Source organism: Paenibacillus sp. RRE4 (assembly GCF_031844205.1).
Classification (GTDB): Bacteria; Bacillota; Bacilli; order Paenibacillales; family Paenibacillaceae; genus Paenibacillus; species Paenibacillus xylanexedens_B.
On sequence record NZ_JAUZUT010000001.1, the window covers coordinates 1,791,817 to 1,813,712 of the forward strand.

17 protein-coding genes are annotated in these 21,896 nt (G+C 44.8%); 14 read left to right on the forward strand and 3 right to left on the reverse strand.

The features are described 5' to 3' along the window. Positions 1–62 precede the first annotated feature (62 nt). Both Q9R46_RS08260 and Q9R46_RS08265 read left to right on the forward strand, forming a co-directional pair. On the forward strand, positions 63–1,898 hold the full coding sequence (locus Q9R46_RS08260; RefSeq protein WP_311279623.1) for a UbiD family decarboxylase: 1,836 nt from the start codon (positions 63–65) through the stop codon (positions 1,896–1,898). Positions 1,899–2,255: 357 nt separating this feature from the next. Beyond that, positions 2,256–3,368: an HD-GYP domain-containing protein gene (locus tag Q9R46_RS08265; protein WP_311279625.1), complete on the forward strand. Its 1,113-nt coding sequence runs from the start codon at positions 2,256–2,258 to the stop codon at positions 3,366–3,368. An 85-nt stretch (positions 3,369–3,453) separates the two neighbouring features. Here Q9R46_RS08265 and Q9R46_RS08270 read toward each other — a convergent pair whose 3' ends face one another. Then, the gene (locus tag Q9R46_RS08270) at positions 3,454–4,686 is read right to left on the reverse strand and encodes an MFS transporter (RefSeq protein ID WP_311279627.1); all 1,233 of its coding nucleotides are present in this window, start codon (positions 4,684–4,686) and stop codon (positions 3,454–3,456) included. A 248-nt stretch (positions 4,687–4,934) separates the two neighbouring features. Here Q9R46_RS08270 and Q9R46_RS08275 point away from each other — a divergent pair, with 248 nt between their 5' ends. Then, entirely contained in the window at positions 4,935–5,552 is a 618-nt protein-coding gene (locus Q9R46_RS08275) for a TetR/AcrR family transcriptional regulator (protein ID WP_311279628.1), read from the forward strand. Between the two features lie 60 nt (positions 5,553–5,612). Here Q9R46_RS08275 and Q9R46_RS08280 read toward each other — a convergent pair whose 3' ends face one another. Next, positions 5,613–6,656 carry a LacI family DNA-binding transcriptional regulator gene (locus Q9R46_RS08280; RefSeq protein ID WP_311279629.1) on the reverse strand — a complete coding sequence of 348 codons (1,044 nt, stop codon included), beginning with the start codon at positions 6,654–6,656 and terminating at the stop codon, positions 5,613–5,615. Positions 6,657–7,028: 372 nt separating this feature from the next. Between Q9R46_RS08280 and Q9R46_RS08285 the strand changes: the two genes are divergently transcribed. From Q9R46_RS08285 to Q9R46_RS08330, 10 genes are all read left to right on the forward strand, one after another. Beyond that, entirely contained in the window at positions 7,029–8,078 is a 1,050-nt protein-coding gene (locus Q9R46_RS08285) for a 2,3-butanediol dehydrogenase (RefSeq protein ID WP_311279630.1), read from the forward strand. A gap of 172 nt (positions 8,079–8,250) precedes the next feature. Beyond that, positions 8,251–9,564 (forward strand): hypothetical protein, encoded by a 1,314-nt coding sequence (locus Q9R46_RS08290; RefSeq protein ID WP_311279631.1) that lies wholly within the window; start codon positions 8,251–8,253, stop codon positions 9,562–9,564. Between the two features lie 325 nt (positions 9,565–9,889). After that, positions 9,890–10,993, forward strand: a complete 1,104-nt coding sequence (locus Q9R46_RS08295; RefSeq protein ID WP_311279633.1) for an NADH:flavin oxidoreductase — start codon at positions 9,890–9,892, stop codon at positions 10,991–10,993. Between the two features lie 459 nt (positions 10,994–11,452). Continuing rightward, positions 11,453–12,787 (forward strand): beta-N-acetylhexosaminidase, encoded by a 1,335-nt coding sequence (nagZ, locus tag Q9R46_RS08300; RefSeq protein WP_311280976.1) that lies wholly within the window; start codon positions 11,453–11,455, stop codon positions 12,785–12,787. Positions 12,788–12,868: 81 nt separating this feature from the next. Further along, complete coding sequence (locus tag Q9R46_RS08305) at positions 12,869–13,573, forward strand: response regulator transcription factor (RefSeq protein WP_145330337.1); 705 nt, start codon at positions 12,869–12,871, stop codon at positions 13,571–13,573. Continuing rightward, positions 13,570–14,553: a sensor histidine kinase gene (locus Q9R46_RS08310; RefSeq protein WP_311279636.1), complete on the forward strand. Its 984-nt coding sequence runs from the start codon at positions 13,570–13,572 to the stop codon at positions 14,551–14,553. Before Q9R46_RS08305 ends, Q9R46_RS08310 begins: the two co-directional genes overlap by 4 nt. A 307-nt stretch (positions 14,554–14,860) precedes the next feature. After that, positions 14,861–15,631: an ABC transporter ATP-binding protein gene (locus Q9R46_RS08315; RefSeq protein ID WP_311279637.1), complete on the forward strand. Its 771-nt coding sequence runs from the start codon at positions 14,861–14,863 to the stop codon at positions 15,629–15,631. After that, positions 15,606–17,570, forward strand: a complete 1,965-nt coding sequence (locus tag Q9R46_RS08320; RefSeq protein WP_311279638.1) for an FtsX-like permease family protein — start codon at positions 15,606–15,608, stop codon at positions 17,568–17,570. Before Q9R46_RS08315 ends, Q9R46_RS08320 begins: the two co-directional genes overlap by 26 nt. A 195-nt stretch (positions 17,571–17,765) precedes the next feature. Beyond that, positions 17,766–18,848 (forward strand): AI-2E family transporter, encoded by a 1,083-nt coding sequence (locus Q9R46_RS08325; RefSeq protein WP_311279639.1) that lies wholly within the window; start codon positions 17,766–17,768, stop codon positions 18,846–18,848. 114 nt (positions 18,849–18,962) lie between these two features. Continuing rightward, the gene (locus Q9R46_RS08330; RefSeq protein ID WP_311279640.1) at positions 18,963–19,361 is read left to right on the forward strand and encodes an Asp23/Gls24 family envelope stress response protein; all 399 of its coding nucleotides are present in this window, start codon (positions 18,963–18,965) and stop codon (positions 19,359–19,361) included. A 45-nt stretch (positions 19,362–19,406) separates the two neighbouring features. Here the strand turns inward: Q9R46_RS08330 and Q9R46_RS08335 are convergent, their stop codons facing one another. Further along, the gene (locus tag Q9R46_RS08335; RefSeq protein WP_311279642.1) at positions 19,407–20,243 is read right to left on the reverse strand and encodes an AraC family transcriptional regulator; all 837 of its coding nucleotides are present in this window, start codon (positions 20,241–20,243) and stop codon (positions 19,407–19,409) included. Between the two features lie 213 nt (positions 20,244–20,456). On the opposite strand from Q9R46_RS08335, the gene Q9R46_RS08340 reads away from it, so the two are divergent. Next, the gene (locus Q9R46_RS08340) at positions 20,457–21,461 is read left to right on the forward strand and encodes an aldo/keto reductase (RefSeq protein ID WP_311279643.1); all 1,005 of its coding nucleotides are present in this window, start codon (positions 20,457–20,459) and stop codon (positions 21,459–21,461) included. Positions 21,462–21,896 lie beyond the last annotated feature (435 nt).

Consider the following 21,896-nt stretch of genomic DNA (forward strand, 5'->3'; position numbering starts at 1 on the left):
CGTCTATGTGAATATATGAACATAATCTAGCGATTTTATAATACACAGAATGGAGCCATCCGATGAAATATCGCAATATGGAAGATTGTATAAACGATCTGGAGCAACATGGTCATCTGATCAGGGTTAAGGAAGAGGTTGATCCGAATCTGGAGATGGCTGCGATTCATATGAAGGTGCACGAGGCCAAGGGCCCGGCGCTGTTATTTGAAAATGTAAAAGGTTCCAAATTCAAAGCCGTATCGAATCTATTCGGCACCGTTGAACGCAGTAAGTTCATGTTCCGCGAGACACTGGAAGGTGTACAGCGCGTTATGGATGTGCGGGACGACCCTATGAAGGCACTTAAGACGCCATTTAAGCATATTCAAACAGGACTTGCCGCCTGGCAGGCATTGCCGAAGCAAAAATCTATCAGCCTTCCGGTATCGGCGCAGGAAATCCAGATTTCTGATCTGCCGCTCATCAAACACTGGCCGATGGATGGAGGAGCGTTTGTCACATTGCCTCAAGTGTATTCGGAAGACCCGGACAAACCGGGCATTATGAATTCCAATCTGGGTATGTATCGTGTGCAGCTGAGTGGTAACGACTACGAGATGAATAAAGAGATTGGATTACATTATCAAATTCACCGTGGAATCGGAATCCATCAAGCCAAAGCGGTGAAAAAAGGCGAACCGCTGAAAGTTAGCATTTTCATCGGCGGCCCACCAGCTCATACGTTATCAGCAGTCATGCCGCTGCCAGAAGGATTAAGTGAGATGACCTTTGCGGGCCTGCTTGCCGGACGCCGCTTCAGATATAGCTACAAGGATGGGTACTGCATTAGCAATGACGCGGACTTTGTCATTACGGGGGAGATTTATCCTGGCGAGACCAAGCCGGAAGGTCCTTTTGGGGACCATTTGGGTTACTATAGCCTGACTCACGAATTCCCGCTTATGCGTGTTCATAAAGTATATGCCAAACCGAACGCGATCTGGCCATTTACGGTTGTAGGGCGTCCGCCGCAAGAAGATACGGCATTTGGCGATCTTATTCATGAAATTACGGGAGATGCCATCAAACAGGAAATTCCGGGTGTGAAAGAAGTGCATGCTGTGGATGCTGCTGGAGTCCATCCTTTGTTATTTGCCATCGGCAGTGAGCGTTATACGCCTTATACCGATGTGAAGCAACCAACCGAATTGTTGACGATTGCCAATCGAATTTTAGGAACAGGCCAACTCAGCTTGGCGAAGTATCTGTTTATTACGGCGGAGGATCAGCAACCGCTGGATACGCATAAAGAAGTTGAATTTTTGACTTATATTTTGGAACGGATGGATCTGCAAAGGGATATTCATTTTCATACGCATACTACGATTGATACACTCGACTACTCAGGTACGGGGCTTAACAGTGGTAGCAAGGTGGTTATGGCGGCATACGGCGACAAGATTCGTGAATTGTGCAAAGAAGTGCCGGAATCGCTGAAGAATATTCGAGGTTATGACAATCCGCAACTGATCATGCCGGGCATGGTTTCCATACAGACATCTGCCTTCACTACGTATGAAGATACTGCGCGGGAGATGAGAGAGTTTACAGATCTGCTGCAAGAGCATGGGGGACTGGAATCATGCCCGTTGATTATCGTGTGTGATGACAGTTCGTTCCTTAGTGCAAACCTCAGTAACTTCTTATGGGCTACGTTTACGCGCAGCAACCCATCACATGACATGTACGGAGTGAACAGCAGTTATAATCACAAGCACTGGGGCTGTGACCAGCTCATTATCGATGCGCGGGTGAAACCGCATCAGGCGCCGCCGCTCATTCCCGATGCATCGGTGGAGCAGGGCATTGAACGTTTTTTCGTAAAAGGTGCAAGTCTGGAATCCATTAAACTCTAAGACATGGTCCGAACGGCTGAACGTTCTCGAATAGTAAGTCAAGTTGTAGTGAATCGCTCATGAATCTGGAGTCCAAACCATGTGTGGGGACTCCTTTTTCATTAAGTTCGTTTCGTTTCATTCGCTTGGAACACGTGAAAAAGGTATTAAATCTCGCATACACGAAATTAAAAACCGGGATAATATCTTATGGCCTATGAGGATAAAGTCTTAGACGTTCGTTTTTGTCCATATGATTAAGGTCATTTGGACTATGTAGAAAATGTTGGATTCAAACGATATAAGATGTATAAGTATGTCTCGACCCCGTTGATCCGGGGTTGTTAACTATAATCATTTGTTCAGGGGGAGTTCCGATTGAGAATCCATATTATGAACCTGCAAGACGGGGACCGTCTGACAGCGGATACGTTTAGCGATGCAGGACTGCACATTCTCGGAAAGGGGACTGTCATTCGAAGCGAGGATATTACCTTGCTTATGCAGCATCGGGTAGATTACGTAGACATTGAATTGCGTGAAGAAGGAATTACCGAAGCAGAGTTTTTCGCAGCTTCCATGAAACATGCATCAGAATCCAGAAGTAACAGCAGTTCTAGCGGGACAAGCACGGGTGAACAACCTCCTGAAGAAGAGATGAAATCCCAATTTCTTCAGACTGTACATAATTATCAGAATGCGTTTCTGGAAGCGCTGACGGTAGGCAAATTTAATGCGACAATGGTAGATGATGCCCTGCAGCCTATGGTGGATGGACTTGATGAGCAGAAGGACGTTGTACATCTCCTGATGATGCTGGAACGTGATGACGTTAACAATTACACTCATTCCATACAGGTAGGTCTGTTATCATTCTATATTGCGAGCTGGCTAGGTTATTCGCAGGAAGAATGTTACAAGATCAGCCGGGGAGGGTACTTGCACGACATCGGCAAGTGTAAGGTTTCACTCCGAATTCGAAACAAAACAGAACCATTGACGGCAGAAGAGCAACTCGAATTGCAGCGTCATACGATTTACGGGCATGAAATCATTAAAAGTTCCATGACAGATGAAGCTACGGCTTTGGTTGCTTTACAGCATCATGAGCGTGAAGACGGGTCAGGGTATCCAATGCAACTTGGAAAAGGTGAGATTCATCCGTATACTCAAATTGTGTCTGTAGCTGATATCTATATTGGTATGCGTACAGGTAAACATGGAGCAAGCAATCCGAACCTGATTAACAATCTCAGAGATATCTATGGCATGGGATTCGGAAAATTGAACGAAAAGGCGGTCCAAGCGCTAATGCAGCATTTGCTGCCTAACTTTATTGGCAAACAGGTGCTGCTAAGTAATGGAGAGAAGGGTGTTATTGTCATGAACAATGCGTCCGATATTTTCAAACCGCTGATTAAAGTGGAATCGGAACAGTATCGTGATCTGTCCAAAGAGCGTACTCTTTCCATTAATGAATTGCTGATTTAATACCGCAAAAAAGAAAACAGGCAAAACGAGCTTCTTGTCATTGGATGAGAAGCTCGTTTTTTTAATGAAAAAATTTCAACTGTTGCTAGCGATCATGCCTCGCTAAAACAAACCGTTCCGACAGACGATCCACGATCCATACCAGCAAAGCCGTGATACTGACGCCTGCACCTAACAAACATACTCCCCTCCAGCCTGACCAGGCATACACTTGTGTAGAAATAATGGAACCAGTTGCACTGCCGATGGAATAGAAGATCATATACGATGCAGTTAATCGGCTTTGAGCTTCCGGACGGACTCGATAAATCAGACTTTGATTGGTTACATGTATAGCTTGCACAGCAAGATCAAGCAGGATCACACCCACAACCAGAAACCATAATGAAGTATGTATCAAGCTGATAGGAATCCAGGACAACACTAAAATGATGAGAGAAATGCCGGTTGTTTTCTGCCCAGAGCCGTGATCAGCTTGTTTGCCCGCTTTGGCGGCAGCAAGTGCTCCAGCAAGGCCTGCAAAGCCGAAAGCACCTATAGCAACGTGGGATAACGATATTGGGGGCGCACTGAGTGGTAACACGATGGCAGTCCACAATATGCTGAAGGCTATAAAAATGAACATGGCTAGTATCCCGCGGATTCGAAGTACATGTAACTCTCTATATAGTCGCAGGGTGGAAGCGAGCAATTGTATGTAGCTCAGCTTGGATTGTGTGAACGAGCGTTGAGGGAGCATACGCCCCAGCACAAATATACTGATCAGAGTGAGACTGGCTGAAAATAAATAGACAGATCTCCAGCCCAGCCAGTCATTCATCAAACCGGCCACAGATCGTGCAAGCAAGATACCAATGACAATTCCACTGGTTACCCGGCCTACGATGCTACCTCGCTGCGAGTCGCTTGACAAATGAGCCGCATAAGCAACAAAGGTTTGAGTGATAACGGCTAATAACCCAACCATTGCAATAGATGCGAATAAAATGGATGATGAAGCAGAAGTACCTGCAACAATTAAAGCGAATGCGGATAAAATCATCTGGATTAGAATCAGTTTACGGCGGTTGACGAGGTCTCCCAGTGGAACAAGCAGTAAGAGGCCAAGCGCGTAACAAATCTGGGTAATGGTAATCACGAGACCAAGGGTTGCAGTGGATAGATGGAAATCGAGTGCGATGGAATCCAATAAAGGTTGCGCATAGTAAATATTCGCTACGGATAGACCGCTACACACGGCAAATACCCATGCTAATGCTCCTGTCATGCTCTGTTTTGTAAAAGATTCCTTGTTTGCATGTTGAATAGAATGTTGCATTTGTGTCGCATTCCTTTCTTACTTTTTATTTTATACTGATCGGTATTTTATTGATGGGATTAACCATATATTTTATCTTTATGAATGTCAATAGGGTGCTGATTAGAAAAGAGGTAATGTTTATTAAGTCATTGGAATGCCGCGTAATTTGAGCAAAATTTTTAGCTGATGATATAAATACATTTTGAATTTTCGAATCGTTGCGTTAGTATATAACTATACTGTTCGATAAATAATGGAGGGGTATTGTGGTTAGAAAGCGAGAGTTTAATACAGAAGAAGCACTGGATGCTGCTATGCATGTATTTTGGCTTAAAGGGTTCGAGGCAACCTCACTAACGGATCTGACAACGGCAATGGGGATTCAGCGTCCCAGTTTGTATGCAGCCTTTGGAGATAAAATGGAGTTGTTTGAACTTGTGCTTCGTAGATATACCACTTTACATGCAGCGCAGATTAGAGCAATGCTGGGTCATGGAAAGTCTGTCAGAGAAGCTTTTCGCGCTGTTTTTGACTGGATTACATCAGAGGAGAAGAAAGTTACTGCCAGTCAAGGTTGTTTTTGTATCAACACCATGGTTGAACTGGCTCCCCATGATCCCAAGTTTGCTGTGTTAACACGTGAGCATCAGATGTATTTAGCGGTCATTTTCAGAGAAACACTCGAAAAAGGTCGACAGAATGGAGAGTTACCAGAGGAGTTAAACGCTGGACTTGTGGCACAAAGTTTAGTTGTTTCGATGATCGGGTTAACCGTGCTAATGAAGGCGGGACCGGATCGTTCGTTCATCGAGCAAAGCATTCAGGCAACGTTATCGATATTGGACAACAACAATCATAGAAACGAGCCTCTTATTTTAAAATAAGAAGCTCGTTTTTTGAACGGATACTGAGATAATTGTGTACAGATCGGTTTGTGCTTTTTTTTAGGAATGGATATTGTTTATCGCGTTTGACGAGCGAATCATAGCTACACTGGACTCGCGGACAATCAAGCGTGGTTCGAACTGGATATGTTCGTAATCCGAAGTGTTCATCTCACGAATCCGTTTAAGCAACAACTCCGTTGCAAGCCGGGCGACCTCCTCACCCATGATGGAGACGGAACTGATCTGAGGCGACGACACCGTTGTCCATTGATTGTTATCCACGCCCACCACTGCTACATCCTCGGGTACCCGTACACCTAACTCTTTAAAGCGGTTCACAAGTCCAATGGCAACCATATCATTAATTGCATAGACCGCATCCGGCATATGGGTCAAACCGTAGAAGTAATCCGCGGCACTCGCTCCCGTAGCAAGAGAGAAGTCCTCACCGAAGTAAACAAGAGAAATATCCACATGACCGACAGCTTGCTCGTAGGCGCGATAGCGCTCCTCAATAATATCTTTGGGGGCTCCGGCATAAGCAATCCGGGTTCTTCCGATTTTAAACAGATGGTCCATAACCAGTTTTCCCTCAGGTTGCGACAAGGAGACGATGTCTGCTTGAATGCCAGGCTCCAATTTTTTTCCGTAGTTAATAATGGAGATTGGGAGAGGTGCTTTGTCAATGAGTCCGGGCAGTGTTTTTGGATAGGCAAGTGGCATGAAAATAAGACCATCAACGTGTAATTTCTTCACATTACGTATCGTCTCAAGCTCCGTTCTGGCATTGCCAGCTGTGTTAATCTGCACAACATGGTACCCGTGCTGCTTCGCGGTCTGCTCAACGGACCAGGAGATTTCGGGAATGATGGCGTTACGGATATCCGGAACAACAAGTGCAATCTGATGCGTTTGTCTGATTTTGAGACTCTGTGCAGAGGTGTTTGGCACAAAGCCTAAATCTTCTATGGCACGCATAACCTTTTCTCGTGTTACACTGCTGATTCCATCCGAATTGTTGATAGCCCGTGATACGGTAGCAATTCCTACACCAGCGCGTTCAGCGACATCCTTAATCGTGATTTTTTGCTCTTTACTCACTTTATCATTGACCTCACTTCATCGGAAACGATTCCGTATTTTAGGCTTATGTATGTATTGCAAAGTATGCATATAACTTGATTATACCATTGCAACATCATAGTAGCCCGTCAACAAACAGAAATGGATGTAAATTTATGCATCTTTATGTTTAATTTCCTAATTTATGATTAAAAATAAACGAAATCTTAGAATGATCATCGTGTTTATTTCCTTTATTATCGTAAAATTGCAGATTAATTGACGAATTTACTCACGAAATCGACATATTTATGGAGAAAGATGTTTGACAGTGTATCTCAAATGTGACATATTTAATTTACGGAAACGTTTCCTATATTATACGAATTAATCATTTGGGAGATGAATGAAATGAAAGCATTGCGTTGGCACGGTGTCAAAGATCTTCGTCTGGAACATATTTCTGAACCTCAGATTGAACAGGGTAAAGTGAAAATAAAAGTGGAATGGTGCGGGATCTGTGGCAGCGATCTACATGAATACACAGCTGGACCGATTTTTATACCAGCTCAGGCTCCGCATCCGCTAACAGGGGAAAAAGCACCTGTGGTTATGGGACATGAGTTTTCGGGACAAGTGGTTGAAGTGGGCGAAGGGGTGAATCGTTTTCAGGCAGGTGATCGTGTGGTTGTAGAGCCCATTTATGCATGCGGTCATTGCGAAGCTTGTAAACAGGGCAGGTACAATTTATGTGACAAGATGGGATTTTTAGGTCTGGCCGGGGGCGGCGGGGGATTCTCCGAGTATGTGACAGCAGACGAGAAGATGGTTCATGCCATTCCGGATTCCATATCTTATGAGCAGGGTGCTCTTGTTGAACCTTCCGCAGTAGCTCTGCACGCTGTTCGCCAGAGTAAACTGAACGTTGGGGATACGGCAGCGGTATTTGGTGCTGGACCGATTGGACTTCTGGTGATTGAAGCGCTCAAGGCATCCGGGGCATCCGATATTTATGTTGTGGAACTGTCGCCGGAGCGTAAAGCAAAGGCGAAAGAGCTGGGTGCCATTGTGATTGACCCGACCGAGGTTCAAGTGGTTGAAGAGATTCACCGGCTTACGCAAGGGGGAGTCGATGTAGCCTACGAAGTAACAGGTGTGCCTCGTGTGCTGCAACAAGCGATTGACTCAACACGTATTGGTGGCGAACTGATGATTGTAAGCATTTTTGAACAAGAAGCGCCAATGCAGCCGAACTCCATTGTGATGAAAGAGCGCACAGTAAACGGAATCATCGGTTATCGCGATGTGTTTCCGGCAGTCATCCGTTTGATGGAGAAAGGGTTTTTCCCGGCCGACAAGCTGGTGACCAAACGAATTGTGCTGGATGAGGTTGTAGAACACGGTTTTGAAGCGTTGCTTAAAGAAAAGAATCAGGTGAAAATTTTGGTCAAGGCAGAATAGTCCTTCAATTCTTATAGTAGACCTCTTATCTTCGGATACGAGCGTCTACTTTTTTTGCTAAAAAGGGCGAAATTTGTTGCAGTGTAAGCACCATTTACATACTATAAAAAGATACAATTTGTATCTTTTTTTGAACGTATGAAAAGTGATTATGTTGAAGGAGGATGCGGATATGCAAAAGAAAGTAACCTGGGCAGCAATCGGGCTGGCTCTTGTCGCCGGAGCGGGCTGGATGCTCATGGGAAACACCAAACTCAAGACGAACACCCCGGCACTAAGACCTGCGGCTACAGAGCGTGGGAATGTCCAGGTGTCAAATACCCAGATTCAGTCAGCTGATGTGACGAGCAAGCTGGAATTGTTAGGAAGGGCTTTTAACAAATCGCCTTATGCCAACAACGTATGGGACATGCAACGATACAACGGTAAAATCTATCTGGGTCATGGAAATAGCAGTAATACGGGGCCTGCACAAAATGCGGGGCCGATCCCTATCGTGTACTATGATGCAACGAATGCCAAGTTTGAGACACAGGCGGTGACGAACAGTAATCCGAGCATTATACCCTCAACAAAAATGTATGTGGATGAAGAGCAGATAGATCTCTATAAGGTGTTAAATGGAAAACTGTATATCCCTGGTCATGATTCCGATGGTGAAAGCTGGGACTTTGGCAACTTTTACCGCCTGAACGAAGGGACGTGGACCAAATATCGCAATCTGCCCAAGGGCGTTCATGTCTATGATCTCGCATATTATCAAGGCAAGTTGTTTGCTGCACTTGGCACAGAAACCAAACCAACCGTCTTAATCTCACATAATGATGGGCAAAGTTGGCAGCTGTTTGGAACGATCAACACATTTGGCTTTAGAGCATATACCCTGTTTGAAATCCAGGGGAAATTGTATGCCTCAGGAATGATGTACCCCGCTAATCAAATATGGAATGACAAAACGAATATACTGGAGATTAATGAGCGATTGGAAAAGAAAGATGTAGCCATCTACGGTAACAAAATGTTACCAGGGTTGACCTATCAACAAGGTACGGTTCCTTACAATAAAATCGGTAAAAATATTAATTTTAACAATAAGCTGGTATATATTGCTGGCGGTGTCTTCAATGATAGTCAGCTGTTGCCTAAATCATTGAACGTGATGACGGATATCAACCAGGCGAGACGTGTCATTCTGTCAGATGCGAATGCATTGCCAACAGACCTGCTTGTGCGTGATGATAAAGTTTATGTGTTAACGTACACTCGCAAGCAGGCTAATGTCTACGTGAGCAGGGTCTATCAAACCAATGATCTGACAACATGGAATGAAATTTTGCGCTTTACACAAGACACGTATGCCAAATCATTTGAGGAGCTTGATGGCGATTTTTATTTTGGATTGGGTACAGACCCGGACGTCCTATCCCCTTCATCTGGAAAAATATTACGAGTGAATCGGGTGGATATTCCTGTAAATTCAAATTAAAGTAGAAGGAAGATTATGGATTATATACTATGCTGTATCCACATTGTTGGTGACCCGGCGATGTGCTGATGATATTCATTGTGTAGAACAATCTGCGGCACTCAGGTCAACGGACAGCGGCTCTTCCGAAGCTGTTCTTTTTTTTGTGGTTCAGTTTCGTGTGAGAAATTTGTTTGAAAATAAAAATAAGAATCTATAAAATGGATAAAGAGAAATATTTATGACAGTCTACAGGCGTATGACCACTGCTTAATGTTATCCAAAGCATGTCACATCTCAAGGTAAGTGCGAAATGTATACTTTCCATTGCAAAGGAGACTAAAACATGAACGTACCTTCATCATTGTTTAAACCGTTCACATCTGACAAACTTACCTTGCCCAATCGAATTGTTATGGCACCGATGACGCGGGGGTTTTCACCGGGCGGTGTGCCAGGGCCCGATGTGGCTGACTATTACCGCCGTAGAGCGGCTGGCGGCGTGGGACTTATTATTACAGAAGGCACAGGGATTAACCACCCATCCTCAGTAAGTGGTGAGAGCATTCCGCTTTTTTATGGTGAAGAAGCGTTGCAAGGATGGGCGAATGTAGTCAAGGCTGTTCACGATGCTGGCGGGAAAATAATGCCTCAGCTCTGGCACGTTGGCACTGCAAGGCGTTCTGGAGATTTACCTAATGCAGAAGCTCACCCCGTTAGTCCATCCGGAATCAGTATGGCTGGTGAAGCGGCTTACGAACCATTAACGGAAGAAGAGATCCACGCGCTTATACAAGCCTATGCTCAGGCAGCGGCTGATGCGAAGCGTATCGGTTTTGATGGCATTGAGTTGCATGGTGCGCATGGATATTTAATTGATCAATTTTTCTGGGGGCAGACGAATCGCAGGACGGACAAATATGGCGGAGATTTAGTGCGCCGGACACAGTTTGCAGTCGAAGTGATCAAAGCTTGCCGCGCTGCGGTAGGACCAGATTTTCCGATCGTTTTACGCTTCTCGCAATGGAAGATGGGCAGTTACGAGGCTAGACTGGTCGAATCGCCAGATGAGCTGAAACAATTTTTGGAACCGCTGAGTGCAGCGGGGGTAGATATTTTCCATTGTTCCACACGCCGCTTCTGGTTGCCGGAATTTGAAGGTTCTGATCTCAATCTTGCGGGCTGGACTCAGAAATTAACGGGAAAACCCGCGATTTCGGTTGGTTCAGTAGGTTTAGAGTCAGAGTTTGTGGAACGTGGTAGTGAAAAGCAAGAAACAGGAGATGCGCATCTTGATTTGCTGGATGAGAAGATGGTGAATGGGGAATTTGATCTAATTGCTCTCGGACGTGTACTATTGAGTGATCCTGAATGGCCGATTAAAGTGCAAGAGGGACATAATGCCGATATCATTCCTTTTACAAAAGAAGTATTGTCCAGATTGCAATGAGAATTTCATTATATGAAAAATTCGAAATAGTAATACTTAACTTTGTGATTACATCCATAACAACGGGACAAAAAGTGGTCTAAAATCAACAGCAGAGCCGCCGCAAGGCGGTTTTTTATTTTCCCAATAACGATCCTCTTGAACAACGAACTTAATACCCACCATTCTCAAAAGTAAATATTTCATCATATGAAAAATTCACAATAGAAAACGGAAATCCGCATATACCCAGAACGCATCCACTACGCTTGCTCCCGCCCAATGTTAAAACAGCTATTCATGCCATATCCAGGTACAAGAAGCAAGATTACTTTTCGCATCTATATAAGTTTCAAATCTGTAGTTCAACTTATATAAGACCTATTTTGAAAAACATTTACCTTATGGTAAGGTTAGCCTGAACGAAATCCAAAAATTTTCAGAACCGATAAGACATAAGGAGGAAGAACATCCTTGAAGATGAATAGAAACCTGCGTTTGAAGCGGAACTTCAGATTTGTAGTGCTGTTGTCTGTGATTGCTACTCTGAGTCTTGTACTGGCCGCATGCGGACAAGCTCCAAAGCCTTCCACTGCAACAGGTAACAATAATGGAACAGCATCGGGCCAAAATCAATTACCATCTGGGAATAACGCCGCTCCGTCTCAAGATGAAGTCCATGAGAAACCTCAGGATGAAACACAGGAAGAGATTGATCCGGTAAAACAACAGCTGCAGCAACTAACACTGGAGGAAAAGATAGGTCAGATGATTCTGGCAGGTGTGCAAGGAACCGAATTGGATAATCAGGCGAAACAAATGATCAGAGACCAAAAAGTCGGGGGCATCATTTTTTATGCCAACAACGTAACAACGCTTCAGGGAACGGCCGCTTTTGTGAAATCGATTAAACAGGCGAATCAGCAAAACCCGGTTCCCATCCTCATGAGTGTGGATCAAGAGGGTGGCAAGGTAAGTCGCATGCCGGACGCAGTTGAGTCGATCCCGTCCAATCGAAAAGTAGGTAAAACCAATGATACCAAGCTTGCTGAGAAGATGGGTACGCTGCTGGCGAGACAGATCAAGCTTGCCGGTTTTAATGTCGATTTCGCACCCGTGCTGGATATTAACAGTAATCCGAAGAATCCAGTCATTGGAGATCGATCCTTCGGCACTACTGCTGACCTGGTTACACGTATGGGCATCGCCGAGATGAAAGGATTGCGTAGTGAAGGGGTCATCCCGGTGGTGAAACATTTTCCTGGCCACGGTGATACTTCCGTCGATTCTCATCTAGACTTGCCTGTGGTGAACAAATCGGAGAAACAGCTTGCAGAGCTGGAGTGGATTCCGTTTCAGGCGGCCGTGAAACAACAGGCCGAAGCGGTAATGGTTGCCCATATTTTGTTTCCCAAGTTAGACCCTGATCACCCGGCGTCTCTGTCGAAAGTAATCATCGGGGATCATCTAAGAGGAAAGTTCAAGTATGACGGTGTAGTGATCACCGATGATCTAAGCATGGGAGCGATCTCGAAAAACTATCCATTGAACAAGGCTGCAATCGCAACGGTTCAGGCCGGAAGTGATATTTTGCTGGTGGCTCATAGTTATGAGAGTGCCAAAACGATTTTTGATACATTAATTACTGCAGTCAAATCAGGTAAAATCAAGGAGTCTCGTATTGATGAGAGTGTGTATCGGATTCTGGCATTAAAACAGCATTTCAAGTTGTCTGACGACCAAGAGGCCACTGGAGACGTGAAGCAGTTAAACGCAGATATTCGAAGCTGGCGCAAGCAAGTCGATGCCCGCTGATCTATCCTGTGTTATGATTTGGCTTATAACAGAAACAGAGAGAAGGTTGCCATCATAACAGGTTAGAGGAGAGAGCTTTAAATGTATACCATTATGATTATCGAAGATGATCCCAAAATTGCGGGACTGCTGAAATCGCATATCGAGCGTTATGGGGACCGAGCTGTATTAGTCGAAGACTTTGAGCAGGTGACGGAACAATTCAAACAGCTCCAGCCTCATGTTGTGTTACTGGATATCAACTTGCCAAGCTATGACGGGTTTTACTGGTGCAGGCAGATTCGAACAATATCGACATGTCCGATCCTGTTTATTTCCGCGAGGAGTGGTAAGATGGATCAGGTTATGGCGCTGGAGAACGGGGCCGATGATTATATTACCAAGCCGTTTGAACACGAGATTGTTATGGCTAAAATTCGCAGTCAGTTGCGCCGGGTGTATGGTGATTATGCGGCTCGAGATGAAGAACGTAAGGTCGAACTGAACGGGCTCGTGGTCTACTTGGAAAGGCTTGAGATTGAACTCGGCGATCAGAAAGTGCAACTCACCAAAAAGGAAACGATTCTGCTGGAAACACTGATGCGCCGCAGTCCAAAGCTGGTCAGTCGGGAAACCATTTTGGAGAAGTTATGGGATGACTCGTTTGTGGATGATAATACCCTTAGCGTTAATATTACGCGGGTACGGAAACGTCTTGCCGAACTAGGCATTACCGATGCGCTGGAAACGGTGAGAGGCTCCGGATACAGGCTGATTAATAACTGGAAAGCGGCACCATCGTTATGAAGCTGTTTATCCGAGAACATATCGCTCTGACGTGCTGGGTGTTCGCGATGATGTTCACCGTGGTTGCTGTATTTTGGTACGATGGATACGACCATTGGAAGACGGCGCTATATGCCGTAGGATTAGGTTTGTTTTTGTATGTCGGTTATCTCGTGTATCGTTACATGTCGCATCGAGCCTTTTACACCCGTATGACACAGCCCGTGAATTCGCTGAATGAATTGGTAGCATTACATGAAACAACACCGTTATCAGCCTCTTTGGAAAAACTGCTGGATTCCCAGTACGGTCAATATCACGCACATCTGAGCCGGCTCGAACAAAAGCAACAGGAATATCTTACGTTTATGAACCAGTGGGTGCACCAGATGAAAACACCGTTATCGGTCATTGAGCTGACCGTGGAAGAAGAAGAGGACGATGATGCTCGTTTTCGCAGTATTCGCGAGGAAGCAGATCAGATGCGACGGGGATTGGAAACGGTCCTATATGTCGCAAGGCTGGATACCTTCGAGCAGGACTTCAGCGTTGAACCGGTTGAACTGCGAGCGGTAGGTGAAGAAGCGATTCATGAGTTGAAACGATTTTTCATTCGCAACCATGTGTATCCCGAGATGCAGATGGATGCTTCGCTAGTGGTGCAATCCGATGCAAAGTGGATTCGATTTGTGTTGGTACAGCTGTTATCCAATGCCATCAAGTATGCTGCAGGCAGTGGACAGAAAGTGCATCTTCGCGCCTACGAAGCGGAGCAGAAGGTTATACTGGAAGTTCAGGATCATGGGATTGGCATACCCAAATCGGACCTGAACCGGGTGTTTAGACCCTTTTTCACCGGGGAGAACGGGAGGCATTTTAAGGAATCTACTGGTATGGGGCTGTACATCGCAAAAGAAGTGCTGACACGTATGAATCATCAGATTGGGCTTGAATCGGTATATGGGGAAGGAACGACGGTCCGAATTACCTTTTTGGTTTGAATGCAAGAGGCCGTGAGTTAAACTCGAGTTAAACCTTACTTATGTATGATTGAATATGAGTTAACTATAAGTTAAATATTAATATAACGACGTCTTTTGCCGCGCTGGAGGAAGGCGTCTTTTTCCTGCCTTTTCATAAAAGCTCCGAATCTTACAATATTGTCATGTTGGTGAAAGGTTAAACCATAGGAGAATAGAGGAATCATCGGGTAGACTGTAGTCAGAAGGTTAGCCAAGAACATAAGAAGCATCAAGATAAGTACCAAGAAGTTAAAATTAGACGTTAGTCGTTAAAGGAGTTGTACGTATGGAGATATGCTCCGTCAAACAAATCAGTAAAATCTACAAAGGTGTGGTTTCTTACGAGGCTTTGTCAGGCATTGATCTTGGCATTCAGGAAGGCGAGTTCGTAGGTATCATGGGACCGTCAGGAAGTGGCAAAACAACGCTGCTGAACATGATTTCAACCATTGATCATCCCACATCAGGAGAGTTACGGATCGCGGGTCAGAACCCGTTTGAGTTGGATTCGGATAAGCTTGCCTTGTTCCGGCGACGTGAATTGGGCTTCGTTTTTCAATCCTTTAACTTGCTTAACACGTTAACGGTGAAGGAAAATATCGTGCTCCCCTTAACATTAGACGGTGTTTCCGTTCGGGAGATGAATGCGCGAGTAGCTGAGCTTGCAAGCAAATTGGGCATTGAAGGGATTTTAAACAAACGCACGTATGAAATATCAGGCGGACAGGCACAGCGGACAGCGATCGCTCGGGCGTTAATCCATTCTCCCAAGCTGATTCTGGCAGATGAGCCGACAGGGAATCTGGATTCCAAGGCGGCCAAGGATGTAATGGAGATTCTTGAACAGCGCAATCGAGAGGATCAGGCGACGATGTTGCTTGTGACCCACGATGCCGTTGCAGCCAGTTACTGTAGCCGAGTGGTCTTCATTAAGGATGGTCAGTTATATAACGAAATTCAATACGGTGATAATCGTGCGGCCTTCTATCAAAAGATTATAAACGTATTATCCCTGATGGGAGGCTCTGGACATGAATTTTCGCCAGTTCGCCATTAATAACGTAGTTCGAAACAAACGGATTTATCTGGCTCATTTTCTGAGTAGTACGTTCTCCGTCATGATCTTTTTTATCTATGCGTTGTTGCTGTTTCATCCGGATTTACAAGATGGTTTGAAAGGTTCTTCCCAGACGGTGACGGTGCTTGCTAACCAGGGTCTGATGATTGCCGAAATCATCATTTTCATATTCTCTTTCCTGTTTCTGCTGTATTCGGTCGGTTCATTTCTGAAGACTCGGAAGAAGGAGTTTGGCATCTTCCTGATCATCGGCATGACTCGCAAGCAGATGAACCGGCTTTTATTTATGGAAAATATGTGTATCGGCTTAGCCTCCATCGTGGCAGGTATCGGACTTGGTCTGATCTTCGGTAAATTAGTTTTGCTCATTTGCGGTTCCATGCTTGCAGTGGAGAACAGTCTGAGGTTTTATTTTCCACTCAAAGGAATTCTCCTGACAGCCGGAGCGTTTCTGTTGCTCTTTGTAGTGATTGCTCTGTCTTCCTCATTGCTTATTCGTAAGGGAACGTTGATTGAGCTGGTGAAGTCAGAGGAAAAACCAAAGCCTGAACCGAAGGCATCCCCGCTATTCTCGCTGCTCTCGGTTGTGCTGATTGGTGGAGGGTATACAGGTGTATTTATCTTCGCGTGGGGGACATATATTTTCCCTTTATTGTTCGGCAGTGTGTTCAGTGTAATTGCAGGTACGTATCTATTGTTTACGCAGCTTAGCGTGTATGTCATTCGGGCACTGAAAAGGAATGAAGGGTTATTTCTACGTAAAACCAATCTGCTCTTCCTGTCAGAACTTACCTACCGCATGAAGGATAATGCCGTGATGTTTTTTATGGTCAGTGTCATCTCTGCTTCCGCGTTTACGGGCATTGGCAGCATGCTGACTATAGGTGATCCAAGGCTGTCTTCCATGACGAATCCATATGCTTTTACCTATACAAATTCGGGCTTTACGGATTTAGCTGTCGTTGATCGTCAGATCCGAAAAATTGAAGAGACGCTGGTTAATCATGAAGTTCCATATGTAAAAGGTAGTTATCAGCCTCTCTATGAGAACAATAACAACTACATCGTCAAACTGAGTTCATATAACCGTCTTGCCAAAGCACTTGGTTATGAAGAACGGGTGCTGGATCGCAATGATCTGGCGTTTAATACAGCTCCCAATATTACTGCACGCAATAAACTGTTAGATACGAAAGAGGACAGTTACCCATACTCCGCTGACTTGTATGTTGGTGAACAGCAGCATTTACAAATGCAGATGTTGCCACCGGCAACCGATATCGTGATTCCGATGGAGGGTGAGGCGGGCGTCTACGTTGTTTCCGATGACCTGTATTCCAGGATTCGAGAAGCATACATTGCAGAGATTAAGATGAATGTTGATTTTTACTCCGATCAGACGACGTTTTTTGTGGTAAAAGACTGGATGTCGACGCGTAGCTTTGCTCCGGAATTGCTGGCTGCGATTGAGAAAGACCGTCCGGAGGAGGGATATATCAACTTCAGTTCTCTTGTCGTAGATTGGCTGAATAACAAACAAACCAACGGAATTATTCTCATTGTAAGTGGGTTGATCGGTATTGTATTTTTCACCTTTGCGGCGAGTTTCACCTATTTCAGACTGTATGCCGACCTCGAACGGGATGAGGCACAGTATCGCATGATTGGTAAAATGGGGCTTAGCCGCCCTGAGCTCCGCAAAATTGTAACAAGGCAGCTCGTGCTGATGTTTTTCCTGCCGCTTCTGGTCGCATTGATTCACAGCTCGGTGGCATTTGTAGCACTCTATCAGATGGTTCAATTTTCGGTTCTAGATCATAGCCTTGGCGTATTTGTGGTGTTTGTTACGATGCAGGTTGTTTTCTTTGCCTTGGTACGCTGGCGTTATCTGCGTCATATGTATTCGAAGCTGGTGTAAATTAGCAGTGCACCTTATACATTTCACTGCTTTTTATCAGCCTTGGCCGGGAGGTCAGGGCTTTTTCTTTTTTTAGTTAAGAAAGATTTAAGATATAGGGATTAGCAGGAATGAAGGGACTTGATATATAGTAATAATAAATAGAGAAAAAAGATTCATTCGTAGCAGAAGAACGGCGATGTGGAGGGGAATTAATTGTTAAAAAGCAATGCATTTGTTCGGTTCAGTATTGCACTGGCCCTGATTTTGGTTAATATCTATTTATTATCCCGTGTGAACTTTATTTTTCAACCGCTGGTTACTATGGTTACAGTAATTACTGTGCCAATGATGCTGTCTGTATTTTTTTATTACTTGTTACGGCCGCTCGTGGGTTATTTGGAGAAATTAAAATATTTGAATCGAACGCTAAGTATTCTGCTAATCTACGTTGTGGCTATTCTGCTTGGTGTGGCGTTTATTGTGGGGCTGTGGCCTTCTTTGCGAGAGCAACTGGTGAACCTGGTCGAAAATGCGCCTAATCTATTGAACGCGCTTAGTCTGCAATTAAAAGATTTGGAGCAGAATGGTGCGATTCAGGCGTTGTTCCCGAATGATTCCACGCCATTATCGCAGGTTACGGAGTATGTGAATAAAGGATTTACGTTTGTAACCAACTATGTGAGTGGTTTCATTTCGTTGATTTCCAGCTTTGCAATCATTCTGTTTACGTTCCCGATCATTCTTTTTTACATGCTGAAGCAGGACAAGTTGTTTGGACGCAAATTGGTGAATATTGCCCCTAAACGATTCCAGAAAGACAGCCGCGAAGTGGTGCTTGAAATTGATCAGGCTCTGAGTGGATTCATTGTTGGCAGAGTGCTAGTTAATCTGGCTCTCGGGGTGTTGATGTACATCGGTTTTCTGTTTATCGGGCTTCCGTATGCGCTGCTGTTGACGGTGGTCGCGGTCATTTTGAATTTTATACCCTTTATCGGAGCGATTGTTTCTTCAATCCCCATCGTCATTATGGGACTGGTTGTATCACCATCGGTTGCCATCTGGTCACTTGTAATTATTCTCGTAGCGCAGCAGATTCAGGATAATCTCGTTGCACCGTACGTTTTCGGTAAAAAGCTGGATATTCACCCGCTGACGACGATTATTCTGGTATTGGGTGCTGGCGATCTCGGTGGAATCATTGGCATCCTCATTATTATTCCTGTTTATATGATTGTGAAAATATTGCTGGTTCGAATCTATCAGATGTTTTTCAAGGAAAAGTGGCAGAATGCTTAGGCTCTTAGGAGAGCTACCCATAGGGCAGAAATGTAACTGCTCGTAAACCGTGGTAGAATAGAAGGGATAACACCATACTTAGAACAACAAAAAAGATCATAAGGAGAGGAACTTATGTCTAAAATGGTTGAAAAAAGTGTAGCAGAAGCGGAATATATTGCCCCTCCAGCGGTTCAGCTCGGAACCATTCATATTTCTAACGATGTCGTGTCCAAAATTGTTGGCATGGCCGCACAAACTACTCCAGGGGTGTCTTCGATGTCAGTTGGGCTGACGGAAGGGCTTGCCAAGAGCATTAGCGGCAAAAGTCTGCAAAAAGGAATTGACGTGCATATTCAAAATGATGAAGCATCCATTCAATTGCGCATTAATGTACAATATGGCCGCAAAATGCATGAGGTCTGCCAAGAATTGCAGCATAACGTACAGCAAGCGGTGGAGCAGATGGCAGGCGTAATTGTCAAAGAGGTTAAAGTGCAGGTTGTGGGCATTGCCATGCCTGAAAACGTGTAAATCTTATAATCTTTCTATTAGGAAAGCACCTTCCGACGCATGGGGTCACGGGGAAGGTGCTGTTTTGTGTTTGCGATAATAGGTGGGAGCTTCGCCCACCACTTTTTTGAACATTTTGGAGAAAAGGAGCTGGTCTGCATATCCCACGGAACGGGCAATATCCCCGATACTCAGGTTAAGATCAAGCGTCAGCTCGGCTGCTCTGCGCATACGATAATGGACGAGATAAGACTGAATGCTGCTTCCGATCTGATCTTTAAAGAGGGAACACAGATAACTTCGCTGCAACCCGATGTGAGAAGCGATGGACTGTACAGTAATGTTGTTGGCATAGTTCATCTCGATAAAATCAATCACCTGGGTTACATATGTTTCTTTGCCGTAATCTACGGTGGTTTGTACGTTCTCGTCATGCGCATGATCGATCAAAATGGAAAAAAATTGATACAGCCATCCGGTCATACTAATCTCCCAGCCTTTATGAGCCGTGCGAGAATGAACGATGCGGTGCAGACAAGAACGCATCTCGTCGTCTTCGTCACCGAGATTAAAGACAGGCTGTTGTTCCGATAAAGCGGCTTGTTGTAAAAAGGAAGTACTGTGTGTGCCCTGAAACGCAACCCAGCTATACTCCCATGGATCATCTTGATCAGCCTTATAATACACCACGGAATGAGGCACGATCAGGAAGCCTTGTCCCTTCTGTAGATGGTAGGTCTTCCCTGCAACTTCAAATGTGCCCTTGCCGTTCAGGACATAATGAATTTTATAGTAATCTCTCATGGCTGGCCCGAAGTGGTGCCCGGGTGTACAAGCTTCAGTACCATAATGAAGGAGCTGCAGCTCCTGAAAATGCGTGTTTTTGAACATATACGTAATCATTGCGTCCACTCCTGAGTGAATCAGTTGATTCTTGCATTTTAACATATATTAAAATATAAATGTTACATAAATTAAAGTCTAATTACAGTTATAACGATCATTTTTACATATCAATGTAGTGATAAACCATATCGTTTATGCAAGGAAATGACTAAGATAAAAGAGTGTTAACGGCCGAGCTTAACCAACTTTACAGAAAAGAGTGAATGAACGATGCCTTATATTGCAAATGAACAACGTTACAATGATATGAGCTATTCTCGCTCAGGCAGATCCGGCATTAAATTGCCGCAGATTGCACTGGGATTATGGCAGAATTTTGGCGGCAATCGCACGCTCGATATTCAGGAAGAAATGATTTTACGTGCGTTCGATCTCGGTATTAACCATTTTGATCTGGCGAATAACTATGGACCACCCCCAGGGTCAGCAGAAGAGAACTTCGGCGTGATCTACCACAAACATCTTCGTCCTTACCGGGATGAGCTGTTGATCTCTTCTAAGGCGGGGTACCATATGTGGAGCGGTCCTTACGGCGAATGGGGCTCCCGTAAAAACTTGATTGCCAGTCTCGACCAGAGCCTGCGCCGAATGGGATTGGATTATGTCGACATTTTCTATCATCATCGCCCAGATCCGGACACGCCACTTGAAGAAACGATGACAGCGCTGGATCATATCGTAAGGCAAGGGAAGGCATTATATGTGGGCTTGTCCAACTATAATGCACAGCAGACTCAGGAAGCGGTAACCATTCTGCAAAGGCTTGGCACGCCGTGCCTCGTTCATCAGCCAAACTATTCCATGTTAAATCGCTGGATTGAAGATGGTCTGCAAGATGTGCTGGATGAGCAAGGTGTAGGTTCCATCGCGTTTTGCCCACTCGGCCGGGGTCAGTTGACGAACAAATACGTGGACAAAATCAAAGCGGAACGGGGTAATCCTACAGGAAGTCTGAAAAAAGAATCGTATACCGACGAACGTATCGCGAAATTCGAAGCGCTGCAAGCCGTGGCAGAACGAAGAGGACAGACGATTTCACAACTTGCACTCAACTGGGTTTTACGGGGTAGTCGTGTAACGTCTGCATTGATTGGAGCCAGCCGTGTATCTCAGATTGAAGAAAACGTTGCTGCACTCAAAGCTCCTGAACTAACAGCCGCAGAGCTGAGTGAGATGGATACGATTTTGGACGGGATCGGCAATTATCCTTGGTAAATGCTCTGTATACAAAACGTGTTACAATGAGTACCTTTTCTCTAATAGAGGAGAGGTGCTTTTTGTGTTCAGAAGGGAAGAACTGGCGTATCGAGTAGCATAAGGTTTATACTGGAATGATTCGTTATCAGGTTATCAGACGAGCAAGAAAGGGAGATGCATCAAGGAGTTTTATCGATTTGATCAAGATAGCGGCAAGCAAATCACGAAATTTGATTCGAATTTTGTGATGTCTCGGATCATTCAAACGAGTGGTAACGCGCATATAGGCTGTATGCATTTACCCGTTAACGGTGCGGTTGGATACCACCAGGCGGTTTCACCGCAATTAATGCTTATTATGACAGGAGCAGGACAGGTGCGAAGCGGGAACAATGAGAGAGTCCTGTTCTTATGATAAAAAGGTTGTTGTTCATAGTACCTGGTCATAGGATT

Coding starts and splice junctions, on each gene's coding strand:
- Q9R46_RS08260 (WP_311279623.1), top strand. CDS start 63: ATGAAATATCGCAATATGGAAGATTGTATAAACGATCTGGAGCAACAT.
- Q9R46_RS08270 (WP_311279627.1), bottom strand. CDS start 4,686: ATGCAACATTCTATTCAACATGCAAACAAGGAATCTTTTACAAAACAG.
- Q9R46_RS08285 (WP_311279630.1), top strand. CDS start 7,029: ATGAAAGCATTGCGTTGGCACGGTGTCAAAGATCTTCGTCTGGAACAT.
- Q9R46_RS08290 (WP_311279631.1), top strand. CDS start 8,251: ATGCAAAAGAAAGTAACCTGGGCAGCAATCGGGCTGGCTCTTGTCGCC.
- Q9R46_RS08295 (WP_311279633.1), top strand. CDS start 9,890: ATGAACGTACCTTCATCATTGTTTAAACCGTTCACATCTGACAAACTT.
- nagZ (WP_311280976.1), top strand. CDS start 11,453: ATGAATAGAAACCTGCGTTTGAAGCGGAACTTCAGATTTGTAGTGCTG.
- Q9R46_RS08305 (WP_145330337.1), top strand. CDS start 12,869: ATGTATACCATTATGATTATCGAAGATGATCCCAAAATTGCGGGACTG.
- Q9R46_RS08310 (WP_311279636.1), top strand. CDS start 13,570: ATGAAGCTGTTTATCCGAGAACATATCGCTCTGACGTGCTGGGTGTTC.
- Q9R46_RS08315 (WP_311279637.1), top strand. CDS start 14,861: ATGGAGATATGCTCCGTCAAACAAATCAGTAAAATCTACAAAGGTGTG.
- Q9R46_RS08320 (WP_311279638.1), top strand. CDS start 15,606: ATGAATTTTCGCCAGTTCGCCATTAATAACGTAGTTCGAAACAAACGG.
- Q9R46_RS08330 (WP_311279640.1), top strand. CDS start 18,963: ATGTCTAAAATGGTTGAAAAAAGTGTAGCAGAAGCGGAATATATTGCC.
- Q9R46_RS08335 (WP_311279642.1), bottom strand. CDS start 20,243: ATGATTACGTATATGTTCAAAAACACGCATTTTCAGGAGCTGCAGCTC.
- Q9R46_RS08340 (WP_311279643.1), top strand. CDS start 20,457: ATGCCTTATATTGCAAATGAACAACGTTACAATGATATGAGCTATTCT.